Origin of the sequence: Pseudomonas folii (assembly GCF_014357575.1) — a bacterium.
In the GTDB taxonomy this organism is placed as follows: Bacteria; Pseudomonadota; Gammaproteobacteria; order Pseudomonadales; family Pseudomonadaceae; genus Aquipseudomonas; species Aquipseudomonas folii.
The window spans coordinates 15,639-31,692 of sequence record NZ_JACONW010000063.1; the positions used below are offsets into that span (position 1 = coordinate 15,639).

Annotated in this window: 10 protein-coding genes; 8 read left to right on the forward strand and 2 right to left on the reverse strand. The window is 53.3% G+C overall.

All coding sequences use genetic code 11. The features are described from left to right. The first annotated feature begins 144 nt into the window (after window positions 1–144). The 6 genes from H8S59_RS14495 (at window position 145) to H8S59_RS14520 (ending at window position 10,807) form a co-directional block, all read left to right on the forward strand. The gene (locus tag H8S59_RS14495) at window positions 145–2,973 is read left to right on the forward strand and encodes a hypothetical protein (RefSeq protein ID WP_187521856.1); all 2,829 of its coding nucleotides are present in this window, start codon (window positions 145–147) and stop codon (window positions 2,971–2,973) included. Between the two features lie 117 nt (window positions 2,974–3,090). Next, window positions 3,091–4,962 carry a hypothetical protein gene (locus H8S59_RS14500; protein WP_187521857.1) on the forward strand — a complete coding sequence of 624 codons (1,872 nt, stop codon included), beginning with the start codon at window positions 3,091–3,093 and terminating at the stop codon, window positions 4,960–4,962. 120 nt (window positions 4,963–5,082) lie between these two features. Then, entirely contained in the window at window positions 5,083–5,424 is a 342-nt protein-coding gene (locus tag H8S59_RS14505) for a hypothetical protein (RefSeq protein WP_187521858.1), read from the forward strand. Window positions 5,425–5,853: 429 nt separating this feature from the next. After that, window positions 5,854–6,981 carry a hypothetical protein gene (locus tag H8S59_RS14510; RefSeq protein WP_187521859.1) on the forward strand — a complete coding sequence of 376 codons (1,128 nt, stop codon included), beginning with the start codon at window positions 5,854–5,856 and terminating at the stop codon, window positions 6,979–6,981. Between the two features lie 489 nt (window positions 6,982–7,470). Beyond that, window positions 7,471–8,901 (forward strand): hypothetical protein, encoded by a 1,431-nt coding sequence (locus H8S59_RS14515; protein WP_187521860.1) that lies wholly within the window; start codon window positions 7,471–7,473, stop codon window positions 8,899–8,901. Window positions 8,902–9,511: 610 nt separating this feature from the next. Next, a complete protein-coding gene (locus H8S59_RS14520; RefSeq protein ID WP_187521861.1) occupies window positions 9,512–10,807 on the forward strand; it encodes a hypothetical protein in 1,296 nt (431 codons plus the stop codon). A 482-nt stretch (window positions 10,808–11,289) separates the two neighbouring features. On the opposite strand, the gene H8S59_RS14525 is transcribed toward H8S59_RS14520, so the two are convergent. Continuing rightward, a complete protein-coding gene (locus H8S59_RS14525) occupies window positions 11,290–11,796 on the reverse strand; it encodes a BRO-N domain-containing protein (protein ID WP_095092402.1) in 507 nt (168 codons plus the stop codon). Between the two features lie 1,323 nt (window positions 11,797–13,119). Here H8S59_RS14525 and H8S59_RS14530 point away from each other — a divergent pair. After that, entirely contained in the window at window positions 13,120–14,124 is a 1,005-nt protein-coding gene (locus tag H8S59_RS14530; RefSeq protein WP_187521862.1) for a hypothetical protein, read from the forward strand. A gap of 106 nt (window positions 14,125–14,230) precedes the next feature. After that, complete coding sequence (locus H8S59_RS14535; RefSeq protein WP_187521863.1) at window positions 14,231–15,067, forward strand: 23S rRNA (adenine(2030)-N(6))-methyltransferase RlmJ; 837 nt, start codon at window positions 14,231–14,233, stop codon at window positions 15,065–15,067. A 373-nt stretch (window positions 15,068–15,440) separates the two neighbouring features. On the opposite strand, the gene H8S59_RS14540 is transcribed toward H8S59_RS14535, so the two are convergent. Beyond that, window positions 15,441–15,911: an REP-associated tyrosine transposase gene (locus H8S59_RS14540; protein ID WP_095092400.1), complete on the reverse strand. Its 471-nt coding sequence runs from the start codon at window positions 15,909–15,911 to the stop codon at window positions 15,441–15,443. Window positions 15,912–16,054: the final 143 nt, after the last annotated feature.

The following is a 16,054-nucleotide window of genomic DNA, read 5'->3' on the forward strand; positions in this document are numbered from 1 at the left end:
GTATGGTTAGTTTGTTGTTTAACTGTTTGAAAAATATCAATTAAACGTCGAGCGGTAGGCGGGTTTACTGTCACTTATGACAGGTGACAGTCACAGGGATCGCGCCAATACTTTTACCTGGTTCGCACACAGGGAGTCATTGTAATGAAAATGAAACAGCAAACTAGCCGGCAGCCATCACAAGGGCCTCTTCCCATAGTGGAAGTACCGTTTGTTCCCGATGATGGAAAGTTGCCTCATGATCAATGGGACCAGAATCTGAGGGTTGCAGTACTCAATCACCCCAGCTTTGTGGCCGGAACAACCATCCAGCTGACGCTCAACTCCATCGGCTATGGTGCTCCTTTACCCGTAGCCCCAGAGCATGTTGGTGACCCCTCCATACGCTATACATTTGAATTGTCAAAAGAGGATTTCCCCGCCGGGAATCCAGCTGTTGAGGTCGCGCTTAACTACAAGGTGCAATACCCGGGCAGTGATGACACCTCGTCGTCACCCTTCACTTACAAGCTGATATTCGACAAACAACCGCCGGGTGGCGATACGCTGGCCTATATCAACTTCACGCCTGAGCAACTTGCAGGTATCTATCCAGCCGATATTGTCGACGGTAATCTGCGTGCAGTTCTGTCGCCCTGGATGGGAATGGCGTTGGGCGACAAGCTGACGCCGTGGCTGGGAAGTGCTGCCCCCGATGAGGTCAATATTCCTGACGGGCTGATTCCGCAGGCCGAGGTTGAAATCCAGCAGGGTGGAGTCGGCAGACCGGTGACAGTCTTGTTCCCGCAATCACGCTTGGAGGCATTGGGCGACATCCCGCAGCATTTTGGTTACCAGCTAAAAGATGCATTGGGCAATACCAGCAACATTGCACCCACTCGTGAGATTCCGGTGCACCTGCAAACCCCGGGTATCAATCGCCCAACTTCAGGCAATGATGCTCAGCCGACCCCACTTGTTAGAAGACGGCAGGGCACCACGCTCCCGCAAGTCGTTGTTACGGGTGCCAGGCCCCGTGATGGTAGATTACCCAAGACCATGCCGGGTACGCGAATTGCGGTCACTATTCCTCCACCTCCCGTTTACCGCCCAGCACAAACGGCCCAATTGTTGGTCAATGGTTTTGAACTCGCTGATGCCATTGGGCCGACTGTACCCATCGCGGCGACGGGGGATACCACTATCTATATCGAGATAGCTGACCAGCCACCTTTAACACCTGACAAGGAGCCAGGTGTGGTCTGGTCTCTTGATTATTGGCTTGCTGACCCCTTGGCGGGTACTGCCGGGCCGTCGTACAAACCGCTGCAGATTATCTTCGATACTTATGCCCCCGGAGGAAATCCACCCACTCCACCTGCCATATCGTTCACGCCTGAGCAGGCGTCGGGAATTACTGAAGACGATATGGAGAGTCCTACCGGTGGCCTCAAGGTTCATCTTGCTTCCTGGTATGACACCGATTATGACGATCAGGTTGAACTGTGGCTTGGTGATGGGCCGTTGGTTGGGGACGGTGCTTACATCTTGCCGCTGCCACCTCTAGTGACAAACCCGAGCGGCGGTATCGATGTTGTGTTCCCGCGCGCGGAGTTGCTGGCCTTCACTGCGGGCGAAATCTTTTTCGGTTATCGAGTCACGGACTGGGCAGGTAACGTCAGCAATTTGTCCTCGACCACGGGGATTAACGTGTACTTGAGCGGGGTGCCTGGAAATCTGCTCGCACCTCTAATTCCGGAAGCTGCGCCGTACAATCCGGCAGATGGCAGTGGCTCGCCGCTAGGCTCAGGCCTGCTGGTATGGGATGAGGCCAACCCGACGACGACTATCACCATTCCCGCCTACGACAACCCTGCAGTCAATGACCGTATATACATCAAGTGGAATACTCAGACTAATATTCCGCCCGTCACTGTTTTGCAAGGCGATATTGATGATGCCGGGACGAATGGTTATTTGCTAAAAACTGAATTGCAGTTCAAGCCGTATGTTTTGCCCGACCCGGGTGGGGACAATATCGGGATCTGGTATGAAGTTCACTCTGTAAACGGCTCACCTGCAGTGGAGTCGCCTCGCCAATGGATAAATGTCGATCTCGAAACTCCCGGCGGGCAACCCGACCCTGATCCTGATACGCCGGAACATGAGAATATGCAGGCGCCGCAGTTACTGAGTGACTTTACAGGCAGTGTGCCCAATGTTATTTCCGCAGACGCTTATACGTCACCTGCCAAACTTACCGTTTTCAGGGCCGGTGCCATAACTCCGGCTCAGCCAATCTGGCGTGTTGGGGACAAAATCAATTTCTACTGGGGGGCGGATCATACTGACGATCCCGCGGAGGTGCAAGTTGATGCAGGGAATGAGGCGACAAATATTATTATTCCTATACCCGCGACGATGATCAGTGACAATGGGCCGGGGTCTGCCATTCCATTGTATTACGTTATCAGTCGTGAACTGAGCCCAGGCAATACATCCAGCGCCAAGTCGCTCATTACTTCGCTTAGTGTAACCTCCCCGAACGCTTTGCCGGGTGGGCCTGGTGATTTGCTCGCTGCTGATTTACCCCAAGCGGTAACCATCCCGGGTTTTCCGTTCAAGGTTATTCAGCATGATGTGGGGCATGCGGGCACTATGTTGCGTGTTCCTCTGCGCAGCGTAGTGAACGTGGCCAAAGGCGACTATGTCAGTGTCAACTTTGTGGGTCGACTAAGTCAGAGTGACCCAACGGCCGCGCCTATCGAAGAATCCCGGATCAAGATCGATGATCATCAGATCAACGCGGATGATGATATTCTCGGGTATTTTGAAGTGCCGTTGCCTTACTCCAAAACATACTTTTTATGCGAGGGAATAGCGACCACCGACTATACAATCAGAAATGCTGCTGGAGCCAAGGCCGCTCTTCAGCAGGTAACGTACTTTGCACTTTATGAACCTGGGCAAGGGTGCAGATTGCCGACGCCTTGATTGTTATTGGCTCGCATCGGCAGCACGGGGCTGGTTTGATTTGGATAGACCAGCCCTTACTTAATAAAGTCAATAAATCGAAACGTCACTGATCGTCACAGTACAAGGATGATTAACATGAAGATTAATAACTTGCCGGGCCCCCAGGGTGGGCGGGTATTGGCCCCCCTGGTATTTCAGGGCATCAATGATTCTCCCGACAACCCACGCCTGGGGTTAGGGTACAAGCAGTTATCAGATCCTACTTCCATTGTGGGCTTGATTGCCAAACTTCCGGAAGTCAAGCGTCTGCGCGACTTATATACGCTTTATTGGGATGACGTCATTGTTCAAGAGTACGAACTTGATCAGACCATCATCGATAAGGGCTGGCTAAGCTTTAGCGTACCGGCCAGCCTTATTGAGGTACCTGAAGGTCGGGTCTACTACCATCTGTACTCCCCGGTCGGTAACGTCTCTGATGAATCGATTCTGCGGACCATCCCCGTAAAACGTCGTGTTCCTGGCGGGCTAGACCCTGATCTCGATACGGGAATAAACGAGGGGCTGCTGCCTTGCACGGTGACCCCCGACCCCGTCAGCGATGTTGACAGTGCCGTCACTGTGGAAGTGCCGGCCTGGATATATCAAGCATTGGGCGACGAGTTGACGGTGATGTGGAACAACATTCGCGTCAATCATCCAAAACTGCAAGCTTTGGGGCCACAGAGCGTGATCATCCCCAAGAATGTCCTCGAACAGGGAGGCAGCAGTGATCACTTGCTGGTCAATTATGAAATTCGCGATATCGTCGACAATTACTCGTTTGTATCCCCGCCTACCTATGTAGTGGTTGAAATCGATCCTGATGCGCTGATTGCTGCGCGGGTCCGTGAAGCTGATCGTACGACACGGGTGCTTGACCTGGTGGCGCTGGGTGACAACGACGCCCATGTGGATATCCCATCCTATATTGGTAATGGCAAGGGTTATGAGGTGACGCTGACTTGGATAGGCAAAACGCCAACCGCCATTATTGAGCTGCTTTTGCCGCCTCAACGGGTGGATGACCCGTCGTTTGATCACGCGCAATTCACCATCCCCAACCCGGATATAAAAAATATAGCGGGCGGCTCTGCAGTGGTGCGTTACAGCCTCAAGCAGGATGATGTCACGGTTGAAAAAAAATCACGGACTACGACTATCACGCTTACCGGGTTGCCGGTGCAATTAGCCGAACCAGTGGTGGATGAAGCCAATGGTACGACTGTGATTGATCTAGCGGACGTTGTGGGCCCGGACGTTACTGTTACCATTGCCCCTTATCTGGGTCAAAACGCTGGCGATAAAGTCCTGCTTACATGGCATGGCACTCCCGCGCAAGGCGCCCCGGTCAACTACACCGATGATGTGATCATCATGGCGGGTGAGGAAAAAGATCCGGTGATATTTAAAGTCGGCAAAGTGGATAACCTCGACCCTTTGGCAGACGGCAGGTTGTCATTGAGCTATCAAGTCGTCTTTAAAGTCAACGATGTTTTGCAACCCTCGCCGGTAGCACAATACACCGTCCGTGCAGTGACGACCGGGCCGGTCACCGGGGATGAAAGCTTTGAATCTCAACCCCTGGGCCCACTGCAAATGAATACCCCTTTGCCGTTCGCCAACGGTTTGACAGTTACCGTCACACTTGCAGCTGGCACCACGGCGCTTGATCCTAATATTCCCCAGTTTGGGAATGTGGCCCTTTATTGTGCGAGAGGTAGCAAGATAAAGTTTGAGTTCGGCGGTACGATCGCCCGGTTCTTGATAAGTCATACGTTTACATCGCAACCAAACACGCTGGAGTTTTTTGATTCGACCGGATTGGTGGCGACGCACACTTTGACTATTGGTTCCATCAGCGGGGTTAACAATGACGACTTTCGGTTACCCCGGCCCTGCACGTATTGCGAGTTAGCCGTGTTCGCAACCAGGGACGTCATGATCGATAATCTGGTATGGCTATAATTTATTCAAGGTGTTAAACGATCACCCTTTGCCGTTGTTGATGGGAACAGGGGGCAACGGTCAAGCGACTGAAGCCAATAGCGGGTTGTTTTGGCAGTTTACATAGTACGGATCTCGATAATGAGTATTCATATGTCAGACCTCTCACCTCTAGGGCCTCTTGATACAGAGGTCACGGGGGTAGAGTTTCCGAAAATTGTCAGCGTTGTGGATTCCCACGGAGCAGTTCCTGAAGGTGGCACCACTTCTGATAACAAGGTGATTGTTTCCGGCACTTCGTCTCCGGCTGAAACATTAGTCGTCATCGTCATCTCTAATACAGGTGAGGGTGGCGACGTATTGTTAAGGGGCGGGAAGTGGAGCTTCCAGATCTCGGGCCTTCGACCAGGCGAGACGTATCAACTGCTTGCTATTGGATTTTCTACTGTTTCCGAACAACGAAGTTTTCAGGTGAGTAAGTAGGGGCAATGTCGTGTTTACATGAGCCAATGTTTCATTTCAGACCGGTGATAGCGCGTGGGGCAGGTCGACACTTACCGCCATTAGAGCTACTTTGCTTAGTGCAGGTGAGACCATGCCTAATCAACGTCAATCCAGATCCAGGCGTATCGCTTTCAGCGCACGAACAGTGCTCACTCCAGGTCGGGTAGTTATTTCATGTTCGATAAGAGTGAACAAGGGGCAGGTGTGCTGCGCGACCTCGCGGCGATTGAAGATTGATCGCGCTTGATAATGAAGTTGCATTTGGAAATCGCCAAACAATCTAACCACTGTCATTTATAGCAGTGGTTAAAGCGCGATTGATCATCAATACTTTCCATAACCCGTTTCATCAACCCTGACGTCAGTATGTCGTCAGCAAACTTACTTCGCTTAATGCAGGTATACCCCATGAATAGTCAACGTACTGTCTCCAGCATCACCAATGTAAAGGACAGCAAGGGCAACCCGGTCGATAACGGCGAGTCCACTGATGACCCGCTCCTGACGGTTTACGGAGGCGGGACTGCCAGTTCGGTAGTGTTCGTCTACGACAATGGCGACCTGTTAACAACGGCCTCGGTGACCATTGATGATGGCACGTGGGATTTCACGGACACGTTCGAACTGGGGCGGCATGCGTTTACCGTCCGCGACACGCTGGCAGGGGTGGATTCACCCGAGTGGGTGGTTACCGTGGGCGTTGCTGCTGTGCGGCCGACGATCGAAGCAGTCGTTGACTCTGCTGGCGTACCTGTCCCCGATGACAGCAGTACCTCTGACCCGAGCGTTATCCTGTCTGGCACAGCTGAGCCAGACGCAGTCATCGAGATTGATGATGAAGGTGCATCGTGGGGAACTACGCTCGCGCCCAATGGCCTGTGGACCAAAACTCTCACGGGGTTGCAACCGGGCAGGCATGTATTCGTTGCCAAGGCTGTGATTAGCCAGGCGACATCGGCTCCATGGGTGATCACTTATGTGTTCGAGCGCTTGATCATCGATACATCTCCCGCCATTTTGAATGGGGTCCTGTATCACGCGTGGACTGCGCCGCCCTTTCCGCCAGCGGGCACTTATGTGGACAGGCCGGCCAGCGGTGGTGTGCCACCTTATAGCTACATGTCTGCCAACCCCGCCATCGCCACGGTGGACGAAAGAGGTCGCGTGATTTCGGCTGGTAATGGGATCACTACGATTACAGTGACTGATAGTGCGGGCAGCACTGCAACGTTCACGGCCATTGTGTCGAATGTTTATCAATTATTCGGGGCTGGACTTCGCACCAATCATACGTCTGCCTCGTATGCGGTGAGAGATATGGGAGGCTATCTGCCCTCGATAGCTGAGTATCGCTTATTCAGGGCTGCCTACGGTGATGAAGCAGGGCAACTGACACCGCTTAATTGTTGGACAAGGGATCAGGCGCCCGGGCCAGACTTAACGAACTGTTGGTCTTTTGTACCTTCAACGGGCCAGGAGCAATTAATCCCGTGGCAGTCGCCGGGGGATGCTTTTGGTATCGCCGGACGGCTTTGATGAATGGTTTACCTTCGCGTTTTAAGTTTTAAGTTTTAAGTTGATACAGAGACGGGTCAGATATATTTCGGCCTGGACATCACTTGCCGATAGCAGGCACCGCCTTACCCCCTGGACCGCTCAGCTGAAATGTTTTCCTGTAGGAGCGCACGAGCACCGCGAGGGCGCGATAGCTGTCTGTCTGATACACCGCCATCGCTGCCTCGCGCTGCTCGTGGACTCCTACAGACGCATTCCAAGTCGGGTAGTTATTTCATGTTCGATAAGAGTGAACAAGGGGCAGGTGTGCTGCGCGACCTCGCGGCGATTGAAGATTGATCGCGCTTGATAATGAAGTTGCATTTGGAAATCGCCAAACAATCTAACCACTGTCATTTATAGCAGTGGTTAAAGCGCGATTGATCATCAATACTTTCCATAACCCGTTTCATCAACCCTGACGTCAGTATGTCGTCAGCACACTTACTTCGCTTAATGCAGGTATACCCCATGAATAGTCAACGTACTGTCTCCAGCATCACCGATGTAAAGGACAGCAAGGGCAAACCGGTCGATAACGGCGAGTCCACTGATGACCCGCTCCTGACGGTTTACGGAGGTGGGACTGCCAGTTCGGTAGTGTTCGTCTACGACAACGGCGACCTGTTAACAACGGCCTCGGTAACCATTAATCGTACGTGGGATTTCACGGACACGTTCGAACTGGGGCGGCATGTGTTTACCGTCCGTGACTCGCTGGCGGGAGTGGATTCACCCGAGTGGGTGGTTACCGTGGGCTCGGCGGAACTGGATTTACCAGAACCCACCGTCAGCCAAGCCCCCGGCGGCATCCTCAATCCGATCGATGCCATCAACGGCGCAACGGTCGTGGTGACCTATGCCATGCAAACCACCGACACTATCGGGATCAGCTGGAACGGGCAGGATAATCTGGTGCCCACCCAGCCTGGCAGCACGCTCGGCAGCGTGACCTTCACCATTCCGGACTCTGCAGTGGCGACCGTTATCGGTAAAACCATACCAGTCTTGTATGCCGTGGTGCGCAATGGTGTCGCGAAACCCTCAACGGTGCTCAACCTGACAGTACAAACCCTAAGCGACTCCGTGCTTGAGGCACCGAGAATTCTGCAGGCCACCAATGATGGAAGCCTCGATGTTAGTGCTCTGACCGGTGATGTCGATCTTAGGGTCAAGCCTTGGCCGTTCATTGCGGCGGGGCAGCGGATTTCCCTGCGGTTTGAAGGTACCAAGGCGGATGGCTCGGCTTATAACTGGTCGCATCCTACGTGGCAGAACTTGCCGATTAGTTCGACGGGGGAGCCGAGTACAACTGTGGCGCTTAGCAGTCTCAATGAATTAAAGGCTGGTTCAAATCTTGTACTGGTTTTTGAGGTGTCTTTCGGTGACGGGACGACTAATGTCTCGTTTCCAGCTAGATTGTACAAACTTGTTACTTATCTTAGGACTGAGAATTTCGACCTGCTTCCCTATCGGCAGTTTCTGGTAGGAACAATTGTTGAAACCCCGGTGATGACGTTAAGGTTTTTGTCGGGAGAGGGGTATATGACTATAGCAAAGTATCCTCATTCATCTTATCCCATAGCACCGGTGCCAGGTCAGATGGAAGGTAACGCTCTGACACTTTGTCTTGGGGCTCTTGAGTCTAGGCCCATTCCACAAACTCTGGAAGTTAAGCCTAGAGTGCCTTGCTCGAGAGTTAGCTTTTATTACACTTGGTTGGACAACGATATGGTGGTGCGATTTTACGACTCGGCAGGTAATGTTATTTTAGAAAAAGTTCTGCCTCACACTGAGTCGTTAGTGGCGTTGTTTGACGAATCTGTCAATCGGCGCATTGAGCGAATGGAAATTACCGTAGGGGACTGGAGTTGCTTTGATTATTTTAGTTTCTATGGCTAGCAAGTATCGAACCTGTTTGAGGTGGCGGGGGTTTTAATCTGATTATTTAGCATGCTATAGGTATTTTTGTAATCATAGAGTATAGCGTGAAGGTTCTTGCGAAAAACCAACTCACGGCGATGTTTGCTCTTTCAGCATGGCGTGCGGTTTGCAGGAGACCTATCTGAGCACGCGGATTCGACACGCTCTTGCATTGTGGTATGTCCGTACTGGTTTTTGAGGGGGCAATGGAGTCGGGGGCTAAAAGCACCACTAAGAAGTGTCGGCATATTCCCACGAATGGTCTCTTATTAGCCGACTCCCGACATTACGGAACTGCACTCGCGATAAACGAATTTATCGCGGGCGTAAATAATATTTGTTGTGACAGGTGAAGTTTATAAAGAACTCTTGAGCACCTGGCACGGCGCGTGAAAAGCTTTCAGGTAACAGTGTTAATCGCGCCGTATAACCAACGCAACCATTGAATATTTCCAATCAATCTAACCACTGTCATTTATAACAGTGGTTGAAGCGTCATTACTCGCCAATACTTTCCATAACCCGATTCGTCAAACCTGACATCAGCATGTCGTCAGCAAACTTATTTCGCTTAATGCAGGTATACCCCATGAATGGTCAACGTACTGTCTCCAGCATCACCGATGTAAAGGACAGCAAGGGCAACCCGGTCGATAACGGCGAGTCCACTGATGACCCGCTCCTGACGGTTTACGGAGGCGGGACTGCCAGTTCGGTAGTGTTCGTCTACGACAACGGCGACCTGTTAACAACGGTCTCGGTGACCATTAATCGTACGTGGGATTTCACGGACACGTTCGAACTGGGGCGGCATGTGTTTACCGTCCGTGACTCGCTGGCGGGAGTGGATTCACCGCCCTGGATCGTGACCGTGGGTGAAGCGGCTGTAAGGCCGGAGATCACCCGCATTGAAGATTCAGCAGGCAACCTGATCGTTCGGGGGGGAACGACTGAAGATGACCGTGTGACGGTTTCCGGGACAGCTCAGGCGGATGAGTCTGTGGAAATCGAAGATGGTACAGACGGATGGGGCTCCGTGCTGGCCACGGGTGGTGTTTGGACGAAAAGGCTACTCGGACTGGAATTAAAGGATTACTCCATCACAGCCAGAGGCCGTTACGGCAGTGAACCCGTTTCGGCAGCATGGCGCTTTACCGTAGCCGAGGCGACGCTGACGATAGACAGCGTCAAGGATGCCGAAGGCGTTGAAATTCCCGACGGTGGAACGACTGTCAGCAGCAGCGTAACGCTGACCGGAAGAGCCAATGCCGATCAAGACGTGGAGATTCTCGATGATATGTCCCTGCTGGGCACTGTAAGGGCAGCCGGCGGCCACTGGACACTTGTGTTGCCATCACTGGCGGCTAAAGTTTACAGAATCAGGGCTAGGGGACTGTATGGCGACAATCCGGAATCGGAGGTGTGGACGCTGACAGTCCAGCGTGTTGTGGGGCGTGAAAATTTTGAGAGTCGACCATTAGGCTACCTTCCTATGAACATCGATGTATTATTTTCAGATGGGCTTATAGGTTTCTTTGCTCGAGTCGCTGCCGCTCCATATATCTACCAAAGTGATCGGGTCCCAGCTTTAGGGCAGAGAACGTTTTTGGTGCCCCCTCGCCGTAGTGTCATTTTCAAGTTTGGAAGGCCAATTATACACTTTACTTTTACTAGTGTGGGAGTTAATAAGCCTGAGCATGTTATGGTGTTTTTTGATGTCAATGATGAAGCAGTCAAAATTCATTATCTTCCTGTGACTAATGATTTAAATGGATATGTGGCGCATATACCTCTTCCCAAGCCATGCGTTCGATTTGAGCTTACAGTCCTCGACGAAGGTATTTCAGATGGCGGCATTGGTATCGATAATTTCGAGTGGTACTGATAGAGCAGCTTTTTCAGGCTTCGAGTTTTCTGTAGTGCGCCATAGGTCGGGACCTGCATGCTCATCAGAAGCACTCAATGCAGCTTTTCGTATGAGGTGACAAGGTCTTCGCCTTGAATGGACATCTTAAAAGCGCCGGACGCTATTAGATATTCCCACTCATATTAACCACTGTCATTGTCGACAGTGGTTAATATGTCATCGATTGCCAATTCTACCCACAGCCCGAGTTATCAACCTTGACATCAGGATTTCGTTGGAAAGCTTAGTTCGCTCAATGCAGGTATACCCTATGGATAGCTAACGTATTGGCTCTAGCATCACCAATGTAGGGGGTAACAATGCCGTACGGTTGATAACGGCAGGCCCGGCGTCGGCCCCCCATTTCATCCTGACCCGGCAGCACATACGTCTGTACCACAACCGATCCCATCCATTAAAGCGACGACCTTTCAAGACGCAATTTGAACGTGGTGGCGTCGCTACCTGCGCTGCAGGCATCTCCACCATCCACCCCGGCCGCCACCCCCCACCTCATCCCGCCGCGGCAACAAACACGGCATATCCCGCAACCGAATCCACGGCTCATCCTGCCAATGCATCACATTCAGTTCGCCGGTATTCCATTCCAGCACCCCTGGTGTCGGGCAGTTGTGATCAAGTGTTAGCTGGCCGTAACGCAATCTCGGCAGCACGCTGTAGGTCAGCCATTTGCGCAGTGGCAGGTTGGCAGGATTCGGGTGGTAGACAAGCAGGGCGTAGACGGCGGATTCGCTGACCATGAGGGTTTCTTTCGCGTCGCCGTAGTAGCTCATCAGCACGTTGCGGCGTTGGTCCGGGGCGAGTTTGCGGGTGAAGCGTTCTTCGAGGAACAGGCCCATCATGCGGCCCAGATCCCGGGCGCAAAACCAGGCCTGGCGCTCGATGAGCAGGGCGTGTAGTTGGTATTTGTGGCGGGTGAACACCATGGGTTCGAAAGGCTCTTGCATTACGTCTGTCCGTATTGGCTTTATTGAGGGACCAAAGGCGTCGGGAGCTAAGAACACCATTAAGAGTGCCGGCATATTCCCCCGAAGGGTCTTGTATTAGCCGACTCCCGACATAACGGACGTGCAAAGGCATTATGCACTCGCGATAAACGAATTTATCGCGGGCACAAAAAAACCGCTGTCTGTCGTGGCGGGTGACGCTTAATGATGAGTTCTTAGGCTCACGGCGCGCATGATTGGGCAGACGGTTTTGGACGTAAATGCTGGCACGTGTGTGCGGATGTAACCGGGCGGGGGGCAACCTGGTGGAACGGTTTCAGACGCAAGGGCGTCCGTGGCATCAGCGCTGATCTCGGGCGTTAATGCCGCTCGCGACTGAAGCCGCCCCTGCAACGGCAGGTGGTGCTTGCCACATGTACAGGTTGGGTCAATGACGCCGGTAGAGCAAAAGATAGCGTTTTATGCGTTGCTAATTGCCGATCAATCTAACCCTTATCGCTTTTTATAGTCGTTACTCATGTTTTATCGACGATACTCTCTATCAGTCATCGGGCTGACATAAAGCAGTTGTCAGAAAAACTGCCATTAGCCAATTCAGGTGAACGATGGATACTTTCTCCCCATTTACGTCTACATCTACCGCGCTTGCGATAACCCGTATAGTCGATGGCAGGTGCAGCTCCCTTGCAAATCCCGGCACTACAATCCATCCCGCATTGATCATTTTTGGCCGTGGGCCGTCGAACACCAAGTTGTTTGTACTGGATAACGGCCTCCTGAACGGGTCTACCCAGGTGCTGGGCGGCGGCGCGTGGTCTGTAAGGTTTGATGCACCAGCAGGGGGCCATAGCTTTCGCGTGTGCACGAGCAGTGGCGCGGTGTCGTCACCGTGGGACATCATCATTGAAGTACCGGCCCCGCAACTCCCACCCATTGATCGAAAGCTTAAGATTGTGAGGTTTACCGGTACCAACGGCGACTATTTTGACGGCTCGGATTGCGGTTGATCCGGTGAGGTTACTCCTTCGCGTTGGGGTGTACAGGCGTTGAATGTCAGGCCGCCTCCCCGGATGAATCCGGTCCCACGGGCGGCTGCGTTGGTCCTGGATGGGGGGATTCTGTGCGAGTGGATTTATTCGCGAAGGGGCGGTGTCTTCGATAGGGATGCAGGGTTGTGCATCATTAAATGAAGTTTGCTTATCGCGAATTAGTTTAACCACTGTCACTTCTATCAGGTGTGCCGGGTGATCAGTCTCGATAGTGTTTAGTTGTGCGACTCCTTTTAAGGTCGCGATGACTAACATTCGTTAGACGGTGGGTGCCATGGATGCCGAATCAAGTTTCAACAAACCTCTCGCGATACCTGCTATTACCGGGGTAGTGGACAGTGAAAACAATCCGATACCCAGCAATGGATCTACCGAAGACATCGTACTGACGCTTTCTGGCACCGGCGAGGCCGACACGGCGGTGATTATTGCGGATGAACACACGCCCGTCGCTCTGGCTTTGGTTAAGGAGGGTGGCACGTGGGTGAAGTCGATCGCAGTGCTGGAAGGCAGGCACAGCTACACCATTGGTTCTTCCGACGAGGCCTGGGTAGTGACAGTGGTTGCTGCTGCGGCGCCCACTCTTACCAGCGTGCGCGACTCCAAAGGCGAGGTCGACAACGGCGGCAGCACCTATGACACCGCGGTTACCCTTGAGGGGCGGGCTGCCACTCATCGGCAGGTGGAGATTCTGGACAGGGCACAAGTGCTGGCTACCGTAGTAGCGACCGGCGGCAGTTGGACGGTTGATTTGTCATCGCTGGCGTTCAGGGGGTATAGCATCAAAGCCCGAGGTTTGTACGGTAGCATTCCGGAGTCAGCCGTCAGAACCTTTAGCGTGATTTATAGCCGGGAGGATTTTGAGACCGGAACATTAGGTGTCATTCCCGCTGGTACTGATCGAGACTTCCCCGCGATGATCGTCACCCCTGTGGGCAAAGATGCGAGCCTGATCATGGATTCAGTCGCAGCGCCCTTTGTGACGGGGCAGGCTATTTCATTTGCCGATGAAAGCTCGGTGCGTTTTGTTTTGAGGTCGCCGGTCAATAAAGTCACTTTCGGTGCTTTTGCCAGGGCAAGCATTCCGGGCCTCGTGCCTCCCGTTCTTGCGTGTTTTGATGAGCAGGAGCAGCTTATCTTCGAGCGCAAGCTGGACTTCGGCTTTGATTACGCCGCCTGGCACGACGCTGTCAGTACTGAGCGCAAGATTAAAGTGATGGTGTTCACCGTCAATCAGGGTACAGCCGCGTTTGTTGTCGATAACTTCACGTTTGCTTGATGGCAGATAAGCAATGGCGGCAGGCAAGGCCGCTGCGAATGAGCGGCAGCGCGCCCTGATTATGCCGCTCGCTTTTGCTAAACTGCGCAGCCTTCGAGGAGCTGCCATGAATTACCGCCACGCCTTCCACGCCGGCAACCACGCCGATGTACTCAAACACCTGATCATGACTCGCTTGTTTGCGCTGATGGCGCGCAAGGAGCAGCCGTTCGCCTATATCGACAGCCACGCCGGGCTGGGGCTGTATGACCTCAAGGGTGATCAGGCCAGCCGCACAGGCGAATACCTGGAAGGCATTGCACGTCTCTGGGACGCGCCGGACCTGCCTGCGTTGACGGCTGATTACATGCAGCTCCTGCATGACATGAACCCCGACGGTGAGTTGCGTTACTACCCCGGCTCCCCGGAAATCGCCCGCCGTTCGACCCGCGCCAACGACCGCGTGCTGCTCAACGAGAAGCATCCGGAAGATGGGCGTTTGTTGAAAGAGAACATGAAAGGCGACCGCCGCGTGGCGGTGCATCTGGGCGAAGGCTGGCATGTACCGCGTGCGCTGCTGCCGGTGGCGGAGAAGAGGGCGGTGCTGCTGATCGACCCGCCATTCGAGCAACTCGACGAGATGAAGCGGTGCGCGGTGGCCTTGAAAGAAACCATTGGTCGTATGCGTCAGACCGTGGCAGCGATCTGGTACCCCATCAAGGACCCGCGCCTGCTCAAGCGTTTTTATCAGGATCTGGCTGAAACCGGCGCGCCGAAGTTACTGCGCGTTGAGCTGTATGTTCACCCGTTGGACACTCCCGCCAGCCTCAATGGCTCCGGCCTGGCCATCGCCAACCCCCCTTGGGGCCTGGAGGAAGAACTGCGCGAGTTGCTGCCATATCTGGCGCAGAAGCTTGGGCAGACCAAGGGGGATTGGAAGATGGATTGGTTGATTGCTGAGTGATGTCGTGAAACCGGCTTCAGCCGGGAATAGGCCGGTTTGAGCGCCATCAATTTGCGGTGTGACACCTGACGCTTTCCCGGCTAAAGCCGGTCCCACGTCGATATCAATCGCCCGGTGTCCTTCAGGTTGTGTGGCAAACGGAGACCGACGTGGGACCGGCTTCAGCCGGGAATAGGCCGGTTTGAGCGCCATCAATTTTGCGCTGTGACACCTGACGCTTTCCCGGCTAAAGCCGGTCCCACGTCGATATCAATCGCCCGGTGTCCTTCAGGTTGTGTGGCAAAACGGAGACCGACGTGGGACCGGCTTCAGCCGGGAATAGGCCGGTTTGAGCGCCATCAATTTTGCGCTGTGACACCTGGCGCTTTCCCGGCTAAAGCCGGTCCCACATGTAAAAACAATCCCATAGTGAGTAATCTCCCTCATGCTCAACCAGCCCGGCTCTTACCGGGTTGGCTATGACATAACGAACCATCTCCGCCAAGTCATCTTCGACCCTTACCCTGCGGTCGTGATAGCCCTTCTGCCATGTAAGCTTTTTGGTGCCGTACGCCTTGTTGATTGCAAAAGCGCTACGACCTTTGAGCGACTGCATGAGCGTCTCCAGGGATCCTGACTTCAACTCAAATAACCAGTGCAAATGGTCCGGCATAATCACCCATGCTAGAGAATCCACGACACCCGAGATATGCAGGCGCTTCATTTCACTGATCACCATGCGAGCAGTGCGCAAGTCTGTAAATACGGGTTGTCGATCTTTGACTACGCACGTTATTAGGTAGCTGTGGCCGTGCTCGGAGAATCGATTGGTGCGGAGAAGATGTTCGCGTGCATACCCTTGCATTCCTTTGCTCTCCATCAGGATCTGAAGACAAACAATAGGCGCGCCGGGTCGTTTTAGGCATCGGTAATGGTTATCGGAAAATGTCAAAGCTTGGACAGCTCAGGTTAAATCAGTCCTGTGGCAATAAAGAAGAACGACGTGGG

What these genes read in the sequence shown, in the direction of transcription:
- H8S59_RS14520 (WP_187521861.1), top strand. Translation starts at nt 9,512, where the DNA reads ATGAATGGTCAACGTACTGTCTCCAGCATCACCGATGTAAAGGACAGC.
- H8S59_RS14515 (WP_187521860.1), top strand. Translation starts at nt 7,471, where the DNA reads ATGAATAGTCAACGTACTGTCTCCAGCATCACCGATGTAAAGGACAGC.
- H8S59_RS14505 (WP_187521858.1), top strand. Translation starts at nt 5,083, where the DNA reads ATGAGTATTCATATGTCAGACCTCTCACCTCTAGGGCCTCTTGATACA.
- H8S59_RS14500 (WP_187521857.1), top strand. Translation starts at nt 3,091, where the DNA reads ATGAAGATTAATAACTTGCCGGGCCCCCAGGGTGGGCGGGTATTGGCC.
- H8S59_RS14530 (WP_187521862.1), top strand. Translation starts at nt 13,120, where the DNA reads ATGGATGCCGAATCAAGTTTCAACAAACCTCTCGCGATACCTGCTATT.
- H8S59_RS14535 (WP_187521863.1), top strand. Translation starts at nt 14,231, where the DNA reads ATGAATTACCGCCACGCCTTCCACGCCGGCAACCACGCCGATGTACTC.
- H8S59_RS14525 (WP_095092402.1), bottom strand. Translation starts at nt 11,796, where the DNA reads ATGCAAGAGCCTTTCGAACCCATGGTGTTCACCCGCCACAAATACCAA.
- H8S59_RS14540 (WP_095092400.1), bottom strand. Translation starts at nt 15,911, where the DNA reads ATGCAAGGGTATGCACGCGAACATCTTCTCCGCACCAATCGATTCTCC.
- H8S59_RS14495 (WP_187521856.1), top strand. Translation starts at nt 145, where the DNA reads ATGAAAATGAAACAGCAAACTAGCCGGCAGCCATCACAAGGGCCTCTT.
- H8S59_RS14510 (WP_187521859.1), top strand. Translation starts at nt 5,854, where the DNA reads ATGAATAGTCAACGTACTGTCTCCAGCATCACCAATGTAAAGGACAGC.